The organism is Candidatus Manganitrophus noduliformans (genome assembly GCF_012184425.1).
GTDB classification, from domain to species: Bacteria; Nitrospirota; Nitrospiria; order SBBL01; family Manganitrophaceae; genus Manganitrophus; species Manganitrophus noduliformans.
In genome coordinates this window covers 1,304,235-1,318,316 of record NZ_VTOW01000001.1, presented here as the reverse complement: position 1 = coordinate 1,318,316, position 14,082 = coordinate 1,304,235, and the positions used below count along the sequence as shown (strand labels likewise).

15 protein-coding genes are annotated in these 14,082 nt (G+C 57.6%); 7 read left to right on the top strand and 8 right to left on the bottom strand.

Going from position 1 to position 14,082, the window contains the following annotated elements:
• Positions 1-8 precede the first annotated feature (8 nt).
• The 7 genes from mraY to mraZ form a co-directional block, all read right to left on the bottom strand.
• On the bottom strand, positions 9-1,085 hold the full coding sequence (mraY, locus tag MNODULE_RS06585) for a phospho-N-acetylmuramoyl-pentapeptide-transferase (protein WP_168058648.1): 1,077 nt from the start codon (positions 1,083-1,085) through the stop codon (positions 9-11).
• Positions 1,085-2,566 (bottom strand): UDP-N-acetylmuramoyl-tripeptide--D-alanyl-D-alanine ligase, encoded by a 1,482-nt coding sequence (locus tag MNODULE_RS06580; protein WP_168058647.1) that lies wholly within the window; start codon positions 2,564-2,566, stop codon positions 1,085-1,087. The genes mraY and MNODULE_RS06580 overlap by 1 nt, the downstream gene beginning before the upstream one ends.
• Positions 2,563-4,050: a UDP-N-acetylmuramoyl-L-alanyl-D-glutamate--2,6-diaminopimelate ligase gene (locus MNODULE_RS06575; RefSeq protein WP_202882129.1), complete on the bottom strand. Its 1,488-nt coding sequence runs from the start codon at positions 4,048-4,050 to the stop codon at positions 2,563-2,565. The genes MNODULE_RS06580 and MNODULE_RS06575 overlap by 4 nt, the downstream gene beginning before the upstream one ends.
• Positions 4,037-5,947, bottom strand: coding sequence for a peptidoglycan D,D-transpeptidase FtsI family protein (locus tag MNODULE_RS06570; RefSeq protein ID WP_168058645.1), 1,911 nt, complete (start codon positions 5,945-5,947; stop codon positions 4,037-4,039). The genes MNODULE_RS06575 and MNODULE_RS06570 overlap by 14 nt, the downstream gene beginning before the upstream one ends.
• Positions 5,944-6,279: a cell division protein FtsL gene (gene ftsL, locus MNODULE_RS06565; protein WP_168058644.1), complete on the bottom strand. Its 336-nt coding sequence runs from the start codon at positions 6,277-6,279 to the stop codon at positions 5,944-5,946. Before ftsL ends, MNODULE_RS06570 begins: the two co-directional genes overlap by 4 nt.
• Positions 6,276-7,232, bottom strand: coding sequence for a 16S rRNA (cytosine(1402)-N(4))-methyltransferase RsmH (gene rsmH, locus MNODULE_RS06560; protein WP_168059232.1), 957 nt, complete (start codon positions 7,230-7,232; stop codon positions 6,276-6,278). The genes ftsL and rsmH overlap by 4 nt, the downstream gene beginning before the upstream one ends.
• Before the next feature lie 149 nt (positions 7,233-7,381).
• Positions 7,382-7,825: a division/cell wall cluster transcriptional repressor MraZ gene (gene mraZ / locus MNODULE_RS06555; protein ID WP_168058643.1), complete on the bottom strand. Its 444-nt coding sequence runs from the start codon at positions 7,823-7,825 to the stop codon at positions 7,382-7,384.
• A gap of 562 nt (positions 7,826-8,387) precedes the next feature.
• Here mraZ and thiS point away from each other — a divergent pair.
• From thiS to moeB, 7 genes are all read left to right on the top strand, one after another.
• Positions 8,388-8,606, top strand: coding sequence for a sulfur carrier protein ThiS (gene thiS / locus MNODULE_RS06550; RefSeq protein ID WP_238339227.1), 219 nt, complete (start codon positions 8,388-8,390; stop codon positions 8,604-8,606).
• A 22-nt stretch (positions 8,607-8,628) separates the two neighbouring features.
• Positions 8,629-9,552: a cysteine synthase A gene (gene cysK / locus MNODULE_RS06545; RefSeq protein WP_168058642.1), complete on the top strand. Its 924-nt coding sequence runs from the start codon at positions 8,629-8,631 to the stop codon at positions 9,550-9,552.
• Positions 9,553-9,563: 11 nt separating this feature from the next.
• On the top strand, positions 9,564-10,406 hold the full coding sequence (locus tag MNODULE_RS06540; RefSeq protein WP_168058641.1) for a HesA/MoeB/ThiF family protein: 843 nt from the start codon (positions 9,564-9,566) through the stop codon (positions 10,404-10,406).
• A 104-nt stretch (positions 10,407-10,510) separates the two neighbouring features.
• On the top strand, positions 10,511-11,776 hold the full coding sequence (gene thrC, locus MNODULE_RS06535) for a threonine synthase (RefSeq protein WP_168058640.1): 1,266 nt from the start codon (positions 10,511-10,513) through the stop codon (positions 11,774-11,776).
• Positions 11,773-12,069 (top strand): ubiquitin-like small modifier protein 1, encoded by a 297-nt coding sequence (locus MNODULE_RS06530; RefSeq protein WP_168058639.1) that lies wholly within the window; start codon positions 11,773-11,775, stop codon positions 12,067-12,069. Before thrC ends, MNODULE_RS06530 begins: the two co-directional genes overlap by 4 nt.
• Before the next feature lie 23 nt (positions 12,070-12,092).
• Positions 12,093-12,332 carry an NIL domain-containing protein gene (locus MNODULE_RS06525; RefSeq protein ID WP_168058638.1) on the top strand — a complete coding sequence of 80 codons (240 nt, stop codon included), beginning with the start codon at positions 12,093-12,095 and terminating at the stop codon, positions 12,330-12,332.
• Positions 12,333-12,351: 19 nt separating this feature from the next.
• Complete coding sequence (gene moeB, locus MNODULE_RS06520) at positions 12,352-13,176, top strand: molybdopterin-synthase adenylyltransferase MoeB (protein ID WP_168058637.1); 825 nt, start codon at positions 12,352-12,354, stop codon at positions 13,174-13,176.
• Positions 13,177-13,239: 63 nt separating this feature from the next.
• Here moeB and MNODULE_RS06515 read toward each other — a convergent pair whose 3' ends face one another.
• The gene (locus tag MNODULE_RS06515) at positions 13,240-13,956 is read right to left on the bottom strand and encodes a response regulator (protein ID WP_168058636.1); all 717 of its coding nucleotides are present in this window, start codon (positions 13,954-13,956) and stop codon (positions 13,240-13,242) included.
• Between the last annotated feature and the right edge of the window lie 126 nt (positions 13,957-14,082).

Here is a 14,082-nt window from a genome sequence, read left to right as displayed (position 1 = left end):
AGGACATACTACCTCAGCTTGAGGGTGCTCAAACTCAACAAAGCCAAAATGATCGAGAGAATCCAAAAACGGACGACGATCTTCGGCTCCTTCCACCCCTTCAGTTCGAAGTGGTGGTGGATCGGCGCCATCAGAAAGACCCGCCTCCCGCTCGATTTGAACGAGGCGACCTGAAAGATCACCGAGAGCGCCTCCATCACAAAGATGCCGCCGACCAAAGCGAGCAGCAATTCGTGCTTCGAGATCACCGCCACCGTTCCCAGCGCGCCGCCGAGGGGGAGCGAGCCGACGTCTCCCATGAAGATCGACGCCGGATAGGCGTTGTACCAGAGAAAGCCGAGGCTCGCCCCGATCATCGCGCCGCAGAAGACCGACAGCTCCCCCGCCCCCTCGATATAGGGAATCAGAAGATACTCCGAAAAGGTTCTGTGGCCGGTCACATAGGCGACGATCGTATACGCCACCGCCGTCACGGTGATCGGGCCGATGACCAAGCCATCCAATCCGTCGGTCAGGTTCACCGCGTTCGAGGCCCCGACGATCACCAGGATCGCGAAGGGAATGTAGAGCGCCCCCAAATCGGGGATGATATTCTTGAAGAAAGGGACCGAGAGAATCGGAGAGTAGGCGGCAGAACGATAGACTCCCAGGGCGATGATCAAAGCCACCAGGATCTGCAGGCTGAATTTGTATCGGGGAAGGAGCCCTTTGGTGTTTTTTCGAATACATTTCAGATAATCATCCATAAACCCGATGGCACCGAATCCCACCGTGGCAGTCAGAACCAGCCAAACATATCTGTTTGTCAGGTCGGCCCAGAGGAGCGTCGAACCGACCATCGCGATGAGGATCAGGATCCCTCCCATCGTGGGAGTGCCCGATTTGCTCATGTGCGATTTTGGTCCGTCGCTCCGGATCTGCTGGCCGATTTGATAGCGGCGGAGCATTTCGGTAACCACCTCCCCGATCAGAAACGAGATCACCAAGGCGGTCACGATGGCATAAATCGTCCGGAAAGTGATGTATCGAAAAACGTTAAAAAACGAATAGGTCGTATGGAGCGGATAGAGGAGATGATAGAGCATTAATCTTTTCCCCTCTCCAGAGGGAGGGTCTCCGCCCGCTTTCCCCGATCCGATCGCTCGACCCCGAGCCACGCCAGGACCGTTTCCATCCGCATTCCGCGCGATCCTTTAATCAACAACACGTCTCCTTTCCGAAGATAAGACAAAAACTCTTTTTGAAGCGACGGAAGATCGGCATACGCCGAAATCTTCTCGCCGGCCATTCCCGCCTGACGCGCCCCCTCGGCCACCGCGCCGGCCCACCGACCGACGGCGATCAGCAGATCGATCCCGTTTTGTGCCGCCGCCTCTCCAACCCCTCGGTGGGCCGACTCTGAAAAGGTCCCCAACTCGAGCATGTCGCCGAGCAGCGCAATTTTCCGGGAGGAACCCCCCTCGCGCCGCGGGAAAGCGGCGAGCATCTCGATGGCCGCCTTGATCGAGGCCGGATTGGCATTATAAGCATCGAGGAGGAGCGTTTTTCCCTCCGCCTCCAGCACCTCCGCCCGGAGCGCCACCGGCCGGAAATCGGCGAGCCCATCGCGAATCTCCTCCAGCCGGTACCCCAACGCGCAGGCGACCGCGGCCGCGCCGAGCGCGTTCGCCACCTGATGCCGCCCCGACGTCGCCAGATGAACCCGCCCCGCCTCCCCGGTCCGGCGAAGGGTCAGGAGAAAACCGATCCCCGCCCCCTCGGGCCGGATCTCGGTCGCCGTCACATCGGCCGGGGCGTCGAGCGCAAAAGTCCACTTCACAGAGAGCCGCTTCTCCCAGGGGGCCAGATGCGGATCGTCGAGGTTGATGATCGCCGTGCCGTCGGGACGAACCGCTTCGAACAACGACCCCTTCTCCTCGGCTACCCCTTCGATGCTTCCCAAGAACTCCAGATGGGCCGGGCCGATGTTGGTGATCAAACCGACGGTCGGCCGAGCGATCTCGCAGAGGCACCGCATCTCCCCCTTGAGGCTGATTCCGATCTCCAGGACCGCCGCCCGATGGCTTGCGTCGAGACGAAGAAGGGAAAGGGGAAGACCGAGGTGATTGTTGAGATTCCCTTCCGTCTTCAAGACCGGCCCTCTCCGGGAGAGGATGGCGGCAATCATCTCTTTCGTCGTCGTCTTCCCGTTGCTCCCGGTCACCCCGATCAACGGAAGGTCGAATCGCGTCCGGTGCCAGGCCGCCAAAGATTGGAGCGCCGTAAGGGGATCCTCCACCAGGATCAAAAAATGGCGATCGAGAAGCGGCCGCCAAGCCCCTTCCCGAGCCTGAAATCCGTGACGGGAAACAACGGCGCCCGAGGCCCCCTGCTCCAACGCCTGCGCCACAAAGTCATGGCCGTCGAACCGCGGCCCTTTGACGGCAACAAAAAGGTCGCCCGGACGGAGCGTGCGGGTATCGATCGAAACGCCGGTCACCTCCGCCGAGGCGTTCCCCCGCCGCTCGCCGCCGCTTCCAATCGTAATTTCCTCAACGCTCCACACCACCTGCTCCTGAACCTTCATTTTCGTCCCACACGGGCGGTCAGCGCGGTCCGGGCGACTTCCCGATCGTCAAAGGGAAGGCGCTCATTCCCGATGATCTGATAGTCTTCGTGGCCCTTGCCGGCGATCACGACCGCGTCCCCCTCCGCGGCGAGACGGACGGCCCGCTCGATCGCCTCGCGACGATCGGGAATAACCTGATACTCCGCCGAGGAGTCGGCCGATCGAAGCCCGGCCTCGATTTCTTGAATGATCGCCATCGGCGGCTCGCCCCTCGGATTGTCGGAGGTCAGCACCGTCACATCGCTGTGGCGGGCCGAAACCGCCCCCATCTTCGGCCGCTTTCCCCGATCGCGGTCGCCGCCGCAGCCGAAGACGGTGATGATCCGGCGGGGGTGAATATCCGACACCGCTTGAAGCAGTCGATCGAGCGCATCTTCGGTGTGCGCATAATCGACGATGACCAGAAACGGCTGGCCGGCGTCGATTTTCTCGAACCGCCCCGGCACCCCGGCCATCGCCGCCACGCCGGCGATGATCGACTCTTTTGACAATTCCAACGCCGCCCCCGCCCCGATCGCCGCCAACAGGTTGTAGACGTTATAGCGCCCGACGAGAGGAGATCGGATTTCCATTTCTCCCATCGGGCTTGCCACCGTCATTCTGATTCCCCCCGGACCGATCTCCATCGACTTCGGATAGAATTGGCCTCGCTCGGAGATCCCGTAGCCCCAACACCGGCCCGGGATCTCTTCCCGGATTCGCCTTCCCCAAGGATCATCGAGGTTCACCAGCGTCATCCCGGTTTGATCGAAGAGCTTTCGCTTCGCGGCGAAGTAGGCCTCGATCGTTCCGTGGTAATCGAGGTGGTCCCGGGTCAGGTTCGTAAAGATCGCCGTGTCGAACCAACATCCCTCCACCCGTCTCTGGTCGAGCGCGTGAGAGGAAACTTCCATGACCGCATGGGTCGCGCCGGCCCCTCTCATCTCCGCAAAAAGCGCCTGCAGCTCCATCGCCCCGGGGGTGGTATGCGTTGCCGGACGGACGGCATTCCCCAAGTCGAATCGGATCGTTCCGATCAGTCCTGTTTTGAAACCGGCCGTTCTCAAAAGCGCCTGGATCAGGAAGGTCGTCGTCGTCTTTCCATTGGTGCCGGTCACCCCGATAAGATGAAGACCATCGGTCGGATTCCCGTAAAAATAAGAGGAAAGATGAGCGAGCGCTTGCCGGGCATCGGACACCTGAATATACGTGATCGGACGATCTTCCTTCCGAGAGGTCGCGTCGAGCGCATTCGCCGGCCCTTCGGCGACAACGACGGTCGCGCCGCGCTCGATCGCCTCCGAAATAAACCGGCGGCCGTCCTGCTTTGACCCGGCCACGGCGACGAAAAGTCCTCCCGGCCGGACTTTCCTTGAATCGGATGCGATCGATTCGATCTCCAGATCGGCCTTCCCGGAGACCGCCACGGTCGAAAAAAGGGTCAACCAGTCATTCAGCTTCAAACACGCTCCTCGGCGTGCGACGCGTTCCCAGACCGCTCGATGCGACCGCATCGGATACCTTCACGGCCGAGGCGGTTCCCCGCACCTTCGGAGCGCTTCGACCTTTCATTGAAGCGGTCAGGACCTGCTCGTTCAGCGACGGATGCGGCGGCACCTTCAAATAGTGGAGAACCTCCCGCCCGATCGTGGAAAAGACCGGCGCGGCGACCGTCCCCCCCCATCCGTCCCCTTCCGGCTCATCGATCATCACGAGAATCGCCACGGCCGGATCTTCCGCCGGCGCAAACCCGACGAAGGAGCTGACGAAAGCATGCCTGGAGTAGCGGCCCGTCGCGGGATCGATCTTCTGCGCCGTGCCTGTTTTTCCCGCAACCGAATATCCCGGAATCGCCGCCAGCAGCCCTGTCCCTGATTTCGAAACGACCCCTTCGAGAATCCGAACCATCTCCCGGGCCGTCTCCTCCGAAACCGCCCGCCGGCGGACCTGAGGCGACGACTCCTTGACCACTCTTCCTTCGCCGCCGACCCGCTGAAGATCGATCTCCTTGACCTGCCGGACCAGATGCGGCGTCATCAACCACCCTCCGTTCGCGATGGCGGAGACCGCGGTGATCACCTGCAGCGGGGTGACGCCGATCTCCTGACCGATCGAGATCGAAGCGAGAGAGCGCTTCGACCACTGCTTCGGATCCCGGACCAGTCCGGGCATCTCCCCGAGCAGATCGATTCCGAGACGCTCTCCGAATCCGAAGGCGCGGATGTAGCTCGACATCCGCTTCTCTCCGAGACGTTCCGCCACCTTCGCCGTTCCGATGTTGCTCGACTTCGCGATGACCTGGCGAAAGGGGACGACGCCGACCGGGTCGTGATCGTTCAATACCGTCCCGAAGATCCGATAGCTCCCCTCCTCGCAGTCGATCATCTCGTTCGGATCGACCACCTTCTCTTCCAGCGCCGCCGCGGCGGTCACAATCTTAAAGGTGGAGCCCGGCTCATAGGCGTCGGTGATCGCCCGGTTGCGCCACTCGGAGGGTCGATGCGTTCGGACCGTATTGGGATTGAAGCGCGGCCGGACCGCCATTGCCAGGATCTCCCCGCTCCAGGGGTTCATCACGATGATCGTTCCCCCCTTGGCGCGCGTCTGATCGACCACCCGGTCGAGCTCCCGCTCGCTGATATGCTGAATCACTTCATCCACTGTGAGGTGGAGATCTTTGCCGCGAGAGGGGGCGATATAATTCAGATCTTTCGGGAAGATCGATTTGCCGTGGGCGTCTCTCTCCAGGACCAGCCATCCCTTCTCTCCCCGAAGGGTGGTGTCATATTTCAGCTCGATCCCCTCCAGACCGCGGTTGTCGAGACCGGCGAATCCCAAGAGATGGCCGAAGAGGGCCCGCTTCGGATAAAAGCGCTGGCTCTCCATGACGAACCCGATCCCGTCCAATTGAAGAAGCCGGATCTCCTCCGCCTTCGCCGGATCGATTTTCCGGGCGAGCCAAACGAAGCTCTTTCCGTCATCCAGCTTTTTCGCCAGGCTTTTCGGGTCGATCTTTAAAATCGGCCCCAGCTTTCGGGAAACCGCCGCGGAATTGCGGATCTCGCCCGGAACGGCATACACCGACGGGACCTCGACATTCATGGCAAGGACGGTCCCGTTTCGATCGTAAATGGCCCCCCGCTCCGCCTCGATCGAAACATTCTTCTCGTGCTCGCGTTCGGCTCTCTTCGACCATTCGTCGTGCTGGAACACCTGCAACACGACGAGGCGGACCGAAACGAGAAGGAATCCGACCGTCAAAAGAGAAGAGACGAGAAACAATGCAGCCGTTCCCCCACGTTTATTTCTGGAGGAACCGGGCACAAACCTCTCCCCGGGGGCGGAGCGTTTGAAAATCATTGCGCTCTTCCTCCCGTCCCCTCCGGGGTTCCCCTTTCGTCTCTTGCTTGCCGGATATAGACGCGCTGTTCAGGAAGGACGGGGGACATCTTCAACTGACGCGCGGCAATCTGCTCAACCCGTTCGATCGCGCTTAAGCTCTCCGCCTCGACCAGGAGGGTTTGATGGATGCGGCGCAACTCCGCCTTTTGCTGGTGGAGCTGCTCGATCTCATAGCCGAGATGAATCATCTGGTTGCGCTGCCAGAGGGAGAGAAAAGCAAAAAAGAGAATCGCCCCTCCAAGAAATAAAAATGCAATCCGCGATTCCAACTGACGAAACCATTCGTTCATGCGGCCCTCTCAAGACCGCGGAGTTTGGCGCTTCGCGCCCTCGGATTCCGCGCAATCTCCTCCGGTCCGGCCTGGATCGGCTTCTTGTAAAGATTCACGAATCGGCGCGGCTCCTGCATCGCCCATTTCTTGAAGGTCTGCTTGACGAGCCGATCCTCGAGGGAATGGAATGAAATGACGACCAGCCGCCCTCCCACCGCCAGCAGGGAGAGGGCCGCTTCAAGGCCGGCTTCCAGTTGCGCCATCTCTTGATTGACGACCATCCGGAACGCCTGAAAGGTCCTCGTCGCCGGGTGGATTCGGCCGTGGCGCGCTTTGGCAGGGTACGCCCGCCAGATTACCCCCTCCAGCTCTTCCGTTCGGGTGATCGGTCCGCTCTCCGATCGAAAACGGATGATCGAGGAGGCGATCCGCTTGGCCCATCGCTCCTCTCCATACGTCCGGATGATTTCGGCCAGTTCGCGTTCGGTGGCGCGATTGATCCAATCGGCCGCCGTTTCTTTTTCCATTTGATTCATCCGCATATCGAGGGGACCCGGCCTTTGAAATGAGAATCCACGTTCCGGTCGATCCAATTGAAGAGAGGAGATCCCGAGGTCGAAAAGAAGACCATCGACCTCCTTCAGATTGAGTTCCGCCGCAATTCTCGAGAGTTCATTGAAAGAACCTTTACGAAGAATGATCCGATCGCGGTAAGGATGAAGCCGTTTTTCCGCCAAGGCAAGCGCCTCCTCATCCCGATCGAGTCCGACAACCCGTCCTTCGGGATTTGTCGCGGCAAGGATCGCCTCCGTATGGCCTCCCAATCCGACGGTGCAATCGAGATAGAGTTTTCTTCCGTTTGGTTTGCAGTCCAAGGCGATGAGAACCTCTTCGACGAGGACAGGCTCGTGGACCCGCCCCCCTTCATCTTCTCTTTCCGATTCTCTTTCCGAGAAATTCGGTTCCACCATTGCTGCGAGCACTTGTTGAATCGCCTTGAAGGGTTTCTACTTCTCGATGGCGCTCGGATCACAACTCTTATCGAAATCTTTACACGGAGAGAAAAACGCTTAACTTCAAAACTGACTTCAGGAGAGTGGTGGACGTCGGCCTCGCCCGCTCACATCCCCAAGCTGGCCAACGCCTCCTGAATTCGCTCGCTATTTTCGGTCACGAGCGCCTCATTCTCCTGCCATTTTTGCGGATTCCAAATCTCGAATCGATTTTCAATTCCGACGACGAGGACGTCGCCGTTGACCTGCGCATACTCCCGGAGCGGCGGAGGAAGAAGGATCCGCCCTTGTTTATCGAGCGGACATTCGGTCGCGCGGGAATAAAAAAATCTTAAAAAATTCTTGACCCCCTTGTCCATGGTCGGCAGCTTTTTCGCCTTCTCGGTCATTACGTTCCACTCTTGAAGCGGATACGCCGCCAGGCATCGATCGAGATCGGTGGTGATGATGACGGTTGCGTTGGAGTAGGCGTTCAAAAACTCTCTAAACTTTACCGGGATACTCAACCGCCCTTTCGCGTCGATCGTATGCTGGTATTTCCCCAGGAACACGCTACCCCCTCAGCTATATCCCACTTCATCCCACATTGGGGGGAATTATACCCCAGCTTTCCACTTTGTCAAGGGAAAAAGGGCCGATGTCCCAAAAGGTTATACCGGGTAGACATGAGGAGGAACCCGCCGACGGGAAGGGATCCGGATATTCTCGAAATATTTGATTCGGAAGTGTTTTTCTGAGCGTGATGAGATGAGCAGGCGTTTTTCAGGCGGTGGATGAGGGACCAGCTGTTGGGCGTTGACCGATCAGCCCCCCCTATAGGTAGAACCACAAATTGAACTATGCGTTAGAACCGTCCTCCAAAAATATTCTCAACATTTCTCGCATCGATCTTTACCCTTCGAGATATTCTTAGTCGTTTCCTCTAATCGTCAAAAATTTTTCTTCTCGCGGCACGATTTAAAATAAAACGAAGCCCGCTCCATGCAGCTTCATCGTTATCGGAAGCGGCTAAAATGCCTTGACATTCGAGATGCTTATTTGATAAGTTTCCATATTCCTCAATAAGTTGGCTACTATATAGCACTGATTGAAAATGGCTGTCAAGGAACCGGCATGATGCGAGTCAAAATCAACGGAAAACAAGAAGAAGTTCAGGAAACAACGCTTTTGGACCTCCTGAAAGCAAAGAAGATCGAGCCCCGAATGGTCACCGTTGAATTGAACGCCAAGATGGTCGATCGATCCAGCCTGGATCAAACCCGCATCCAGGAGGGAGACGAAATCGAATTTCTCTTCTTCATGGGGGGCGGCTCCGGGACGGAATTGTTTTGAATCCATTCCAGCAAGGAATCTCATGAAATCACATCCGAACATCACCGAATTAATCGGGCGAACCCCGATGGTTCAATTGAACCGGTTCGCCGACGATGAAAGCGCCCGCCTCTTTGCAAAAGTCGAATTCTTCAATCCCGGCGGGAGCGTGAAGGATCGAATCTGCCTCAGCATGATCGAGGCGGCCGAGCAGGCCGGGAAGCTTCGGCCGGGGGGAACGATGGTGGAGCCGACCAGCGGCAACACCGGAATCGGTCTCGCCCTGGTCGCCGCGGTCCGCGGATACAAGTTGATTCTCGTCATGCCCGAATCGATGAGCATGGAGCGGGCCAGCCTGCTCTCTTCCTACGGCGCCCAGCTCGTCCTGACCCCCGCCTGGGAGGGGATGCGCGGCGCCATCAAAGAGGCGGAAAGCATCATCGAGCAGAATCCAAATTACTTCATGCCGAATCAGTTCTCGAACCCTGCGAATCCTGAGGTCCATCGGAAGACGACCGGGCCGGAGATCCTGGAAGCGCTGGACGGAAAGGTCGATGCCTTTGTCGTCGGGGTCGGGACGGGAGGGACGATTACCGGGGTCGGCGAAGTGCTCAAGGCGAAGAATCCGAAGACGATGATCGTGGCGGTCGAGCCGTCCGCCTCGCCGGTCCTCTCCGGCGGGGAGCCCGGTCCGCATAAAATCCAAGGGATCGGCGCCGGTTTCGTTCCGAATGTTCTTAATCGGAAAATCATCGACCGGGTCATCACCGTCAGCGATGACGACGCCTACAAAACCGCCAAGCTGCTCGCGCGCCAAGAGGGACTTCTCGTCGGGATCTCCTCCGGCGCCAACGCGCTGGCCGCACAGCAGATTGCACGGGAACTTGGCCGAGGCAAGACGGTCGTGACGATCCTTCCCGACACCGGGGAGCGATACATCAGCATCGAGAAATATTTTAATATTTAGGCGGTAAGAAAATGGCCTTTACGGAAGAACAACTCGTCCGGTACAGCCGGCATATTATTCTCACTGAAGTCGGCGGCAAGGGACAAAAGAAAATCGGGCAGGCGAAGGTTCTGATCGTCGGCGCCGGAGGTTTGGGCTCTCCGATCGCCCTCTACCTCGCCGCGGCGGGGGTCGGCACCCTCGGTCTGATCGATGCCGATGTCGTCGATCTCTCCAACCTGCAGCGCCAGATCATCCACCATACTTCCGATATCGGCCGGCCCAAAGTCCTTTCGGCTCAGGAAAAGATGGTTGCGATCAACTCCGATGTGAAGGTCGTTCCGTACCAGGAGAACCTCGATGCCGACAATGCGCTGAAAATCTTCAACGACTTCGACTATGTGATCGACGGAACCGATAACTTTCCGGCCAAATTTTTAATCAACGACGCCGCCCACTTCGCGAAGAAACCGCTCATCCACGGGGGGATTCTCCGATTCGAGGGACAGCTCTTCACGATCCTTCCCGGTACCAGCGCTTGTTATCGCTGCATCTTCCCGGAGCCTCCCCCGGCGGGTCTGATTCCAACCTGCCAAGAGGCCGGGGTGCTCGGGGCGCTCGCCGGATTGATTGGAACCCTTCAAGGGACCGAAGTTTTGAAACTGATTCTAGGGATTGGAAAACCGTTGACCGACCGAATCCTGAAATATGATGCCCTCCGGACACAGTTCCGAGAGATCCCGATCCGAAGGAATCCAAACTGTCCTCTCTGCGGCGGCAATCCGACAATCAGAACACTGGAGGTCCAGGAACCGCCGGTCTGTGATACAGATCCGGCCCCCCTCCGATCACAGGGAATGAATCACCAGCCATAAAATCCAAAGAAAAAAATCGGCGCGCCAGCGTGGGAGCGTGACGATGAGAAGCATTTCTTAGTGATGAACGATCCACGATCAGCCTCAATTTAGGATAGAACACGATGAGCAAGATGAAAGGGTTGAAATGTAAAGAGTGCGGCAAAACCTATCCCGCCGCGGCCCTTCACGTCTGCGAATTCTGCTTCGGCCCGTTGGAGGTCTCCTACAATTACGACTACATCAAAACAAAAATTACGAAAGAAAAAATTCTTCAGGGGCCGAAGAGCCTCTGGCGATATCAGGACCTCCTCCCGATCGAGGGGGAGCCGACGGTCGGCCTGAACGCCGGCTTTACGCCGATGATCCACGCCAAGAATCTCGGCGCGGAGTTGGGGCTCGATTATCTCTATTTGAAAAATGACACGGTGAATTGCCTCACCCTCTCTTTCAAAGATCGGGTCGTCGCCGTCGCCCTCACGCGGGCGAAGGAGCTTGGCTTCGACACGGTCGCCTGCGCTTCCACCGGGAACCTGGCCAATTCGGTCTCCGCACATGCCGCCGAGGCGCGGCTTCGCTGTTTCGTCTTCATCCCGGCCGATCTGGAAGCGGGAAAAGTCCTGGGGAATTTGATTTACCGGCCGAACGTTGTGGCCGTTAATGGGAACTATGACGACGTCAACCGCCTCTGCAGCGAGATCGCCGGAGAGTATTCGTGGGCGTTCGTCAATATCAATATCCGCCCCTACTACTCCGAGGGATCGAAAACCCTCGCTTACGAGGCGATGGAGCAGCTCGGATGGCGAACGCCGGATCACGTGGTCGTGCCGATCGCATCGGGATCGCTTCTCACGAAGATCTCAAAAGGCTTCAACGAGTTCGCCGATCTTGGTTTCGTCTCCCCGGTGAAGACACAGATTCATGGGGCCCAGGCAGAAGGGTGCTCCCCCGTCGCCGCCGCCTTTAAAGAAAAGCGAGATTTCATTAAACCGGTCAAACCGAAGACGATCGCAAAATCGCTCGCCATCGGAAACCCGGCGGACGGTTTCTACGCAGTCAAGGTTGTCCTCGCAAGCGGCGGGGTGATCGAGCATGTGACCGATGAGGAGGTCGTCGAGGGAATGACCCTGCTCGCTCGGACCGAAGGGGTCTTCGCGGAGACCGCAGGAGGGGTCACGATCGGCGTTCTGAAAAAGCTGGCCAAGAAGGGTCTTTTCAGAAAGGGGGAATCGGTGGTGGCCTATATCACCGGAAACGGCCTCAAGACCCAGGAGGCGGTCGCACCGGCCCTGGGTGTTCCCTGGAATATCCAACCGAGCCTGGCGAATTTCCAGGAAGCGCTGAAAGCCGCCTCGGCCGATACTTCGAATAAAGAAAGAGGAGTCCAATGATCAAGGTTCGCATTCCGACCCCTTTGCGTAAACTGACCGGCGGTCAGGGAGAGGTCGCCGCCGAAGGGGAAACCATCGCCGCATTGATTAACCTTCTGGATAAGGAATATCCCGGCCTCAAAGAACGGCTCTGCGATGAGCAGGGGGAACTCCGCCGGTTCGTCAATATCTATGTCAATGAAGAAGACATCCGTTTTCATCAGGGGATCCTGACTCCCGTGAAAAAGGGGGATGAAGTTTCGATCGTCCCGGCCATCGCAGGAGGATCGTTTGTAATCACGTTTAACGAATAACGAGGATACCAAGGGAGGGATAATTGGCCAGTCTAAAGGTTCATATTACATTTCCGGAAGAGAAAATTCGAGAGCCGATTATTTACCAGATTGGGAAGGATTATAAACTCATCACCAACATCCGGCGGGCCGACGTGACCGAGAAGACCGGATGGGTCGATTTGGAATTGACGGGAGAGCCCGCGGAGATCGAGCGCGCCGTGGAAGACCTCAAGAAAAAAGGGGTGAAGGTCGATCCGATCGAAAGAAATATTATCGAGTAATACGGGAGCATCCATAAGAATGGCATTTACAGAAGAGCAACTTCAGCGATACAGCCGCCACATTCTCCTTCCCGAAGTGGGAGGAAAAGGACAGAAAAAAATCGCCGCGGCGCGGGTTTTCTTGATCGGGGCCGGCGGGCTCGGCTCCCCCGCGGCTCTCTATCTGGCGGCGGCCGGCGTGGGAACCCTCGGCATCATCGACAGCGACGTGGTCGATCTCTCCAACCTTCAGCGCCAGGTCCTGCACAGCACGAAAACACTCCATCGCCCGAAGGTCGAATCGGCCCAAGAGACCCTTTCAAGTATGAACCCGGACGTCAAGATCGTCCCTCATCTCGGAAAAATTTCATCCGAAAACATCCTTGATCTCATCAAGGATTACGACATCGTCCTCGACGGATCGGATAATTTCGCGACCCGATTCCTCGTGAACGACGCCTGCTTTTTTCTCAAGAAGACCCTTGTCTCCGGAAGCATCTTCCGGTTCGAGGGGCAACTGACCACCCTCAAACCGCACGAGACCTCCGAGCCGAAACCCTGTTATCGGTGTCTCTATCCGGAGCCTCCCCCCGCGGGGCTGGTCCCCAGTTGCCAAGAAGCCGGGGTGCTCGGCGTCCTCGCCGGAACGATCGGCGTGCTCCAGGCCGCTGAAGCGCTGAAGGAAATTTTGGGAATCGGAACCTCGCTCGCCGGAAGACTCCTCGTTTATGACGCCCTTGAGATGTCGTTCCGCACGGTGAAGGTTCCAAAGAACAAGCAGTGCCATCTCTGCGGACCAAACCCCACCATCACGCAGCTTCTCGACTACGAAATCTCGTGCACCCTTCCCCCCCCGGGGAAATAAGCGCGCCGCTCCCGCAGGACGAATCGGTCCCGTATCAAAATTCTCTCCGATCAATTTTTTGGATTAATGCGCCGGACGCCGGTGACGGATCACTTCTTTGATTTTTTCGACAACCTTGTTGGGAGAGGTGGTCGCCTTGACGAGGAAATCGACGGCCCCTAAATCGATCGCGCGGTTCACTTCGTTAGGGGTCCCCCTCACTGAAGAGACGATGACCGGAATGTCCTTGATCTCCGGTTGGGATCGAATGATGTGGAGAACCTTATAGCCGTCCATCCCGTCCATGACCAGATCGAGCAGGACAAGGATCGGTCGCTCCCTGAACAAAATTTTGAGCCCCTCGATGCCGTTATCGGCCACCAGGACGGAGAAGCCTTCGGAAAGAAGACGTTGCCGATAGACCGCCTGGTAGAACTGGGTATCATCGATAATCAGGACCTTCTTTTGGTTCGAATGAGAGAAGCTGTGCGAATGGGAGACCTTCTCAATGTACCCCTTCAGATAGTCGAGATCTCCCGGCTTGAGTCCGACGAACCGCACCCCCATTCCGACCCCTTCATGGAGATAAACCACTTTGGCCTTCACCTCGATTTCATGCTTTTCGAGGCAAAAATGGAGCGTGATCGTCGCGTTTCTCTCGAATTTTTCATGCGTCGTGATATACATCCCTTCGGTGCTGAGATCAATCGCCTGGCCGGAGGCGGCGCCGTTGATCCCGACCTCCTGAACCACCAGGACGCGCTCCTTCCTTCTTTTCTTTTCGCCGTTTTCTGCTGTCATCCGACAACCATGATAGAGGGGTGCTATTGGTAAAGGTACCATGTGACCGGAAAATGTCAAACGGACGTTTGACATTCTTTTGAGTTTTCAATACTATCAGGAGGTTCCAACGGCGGGACAGTCCGT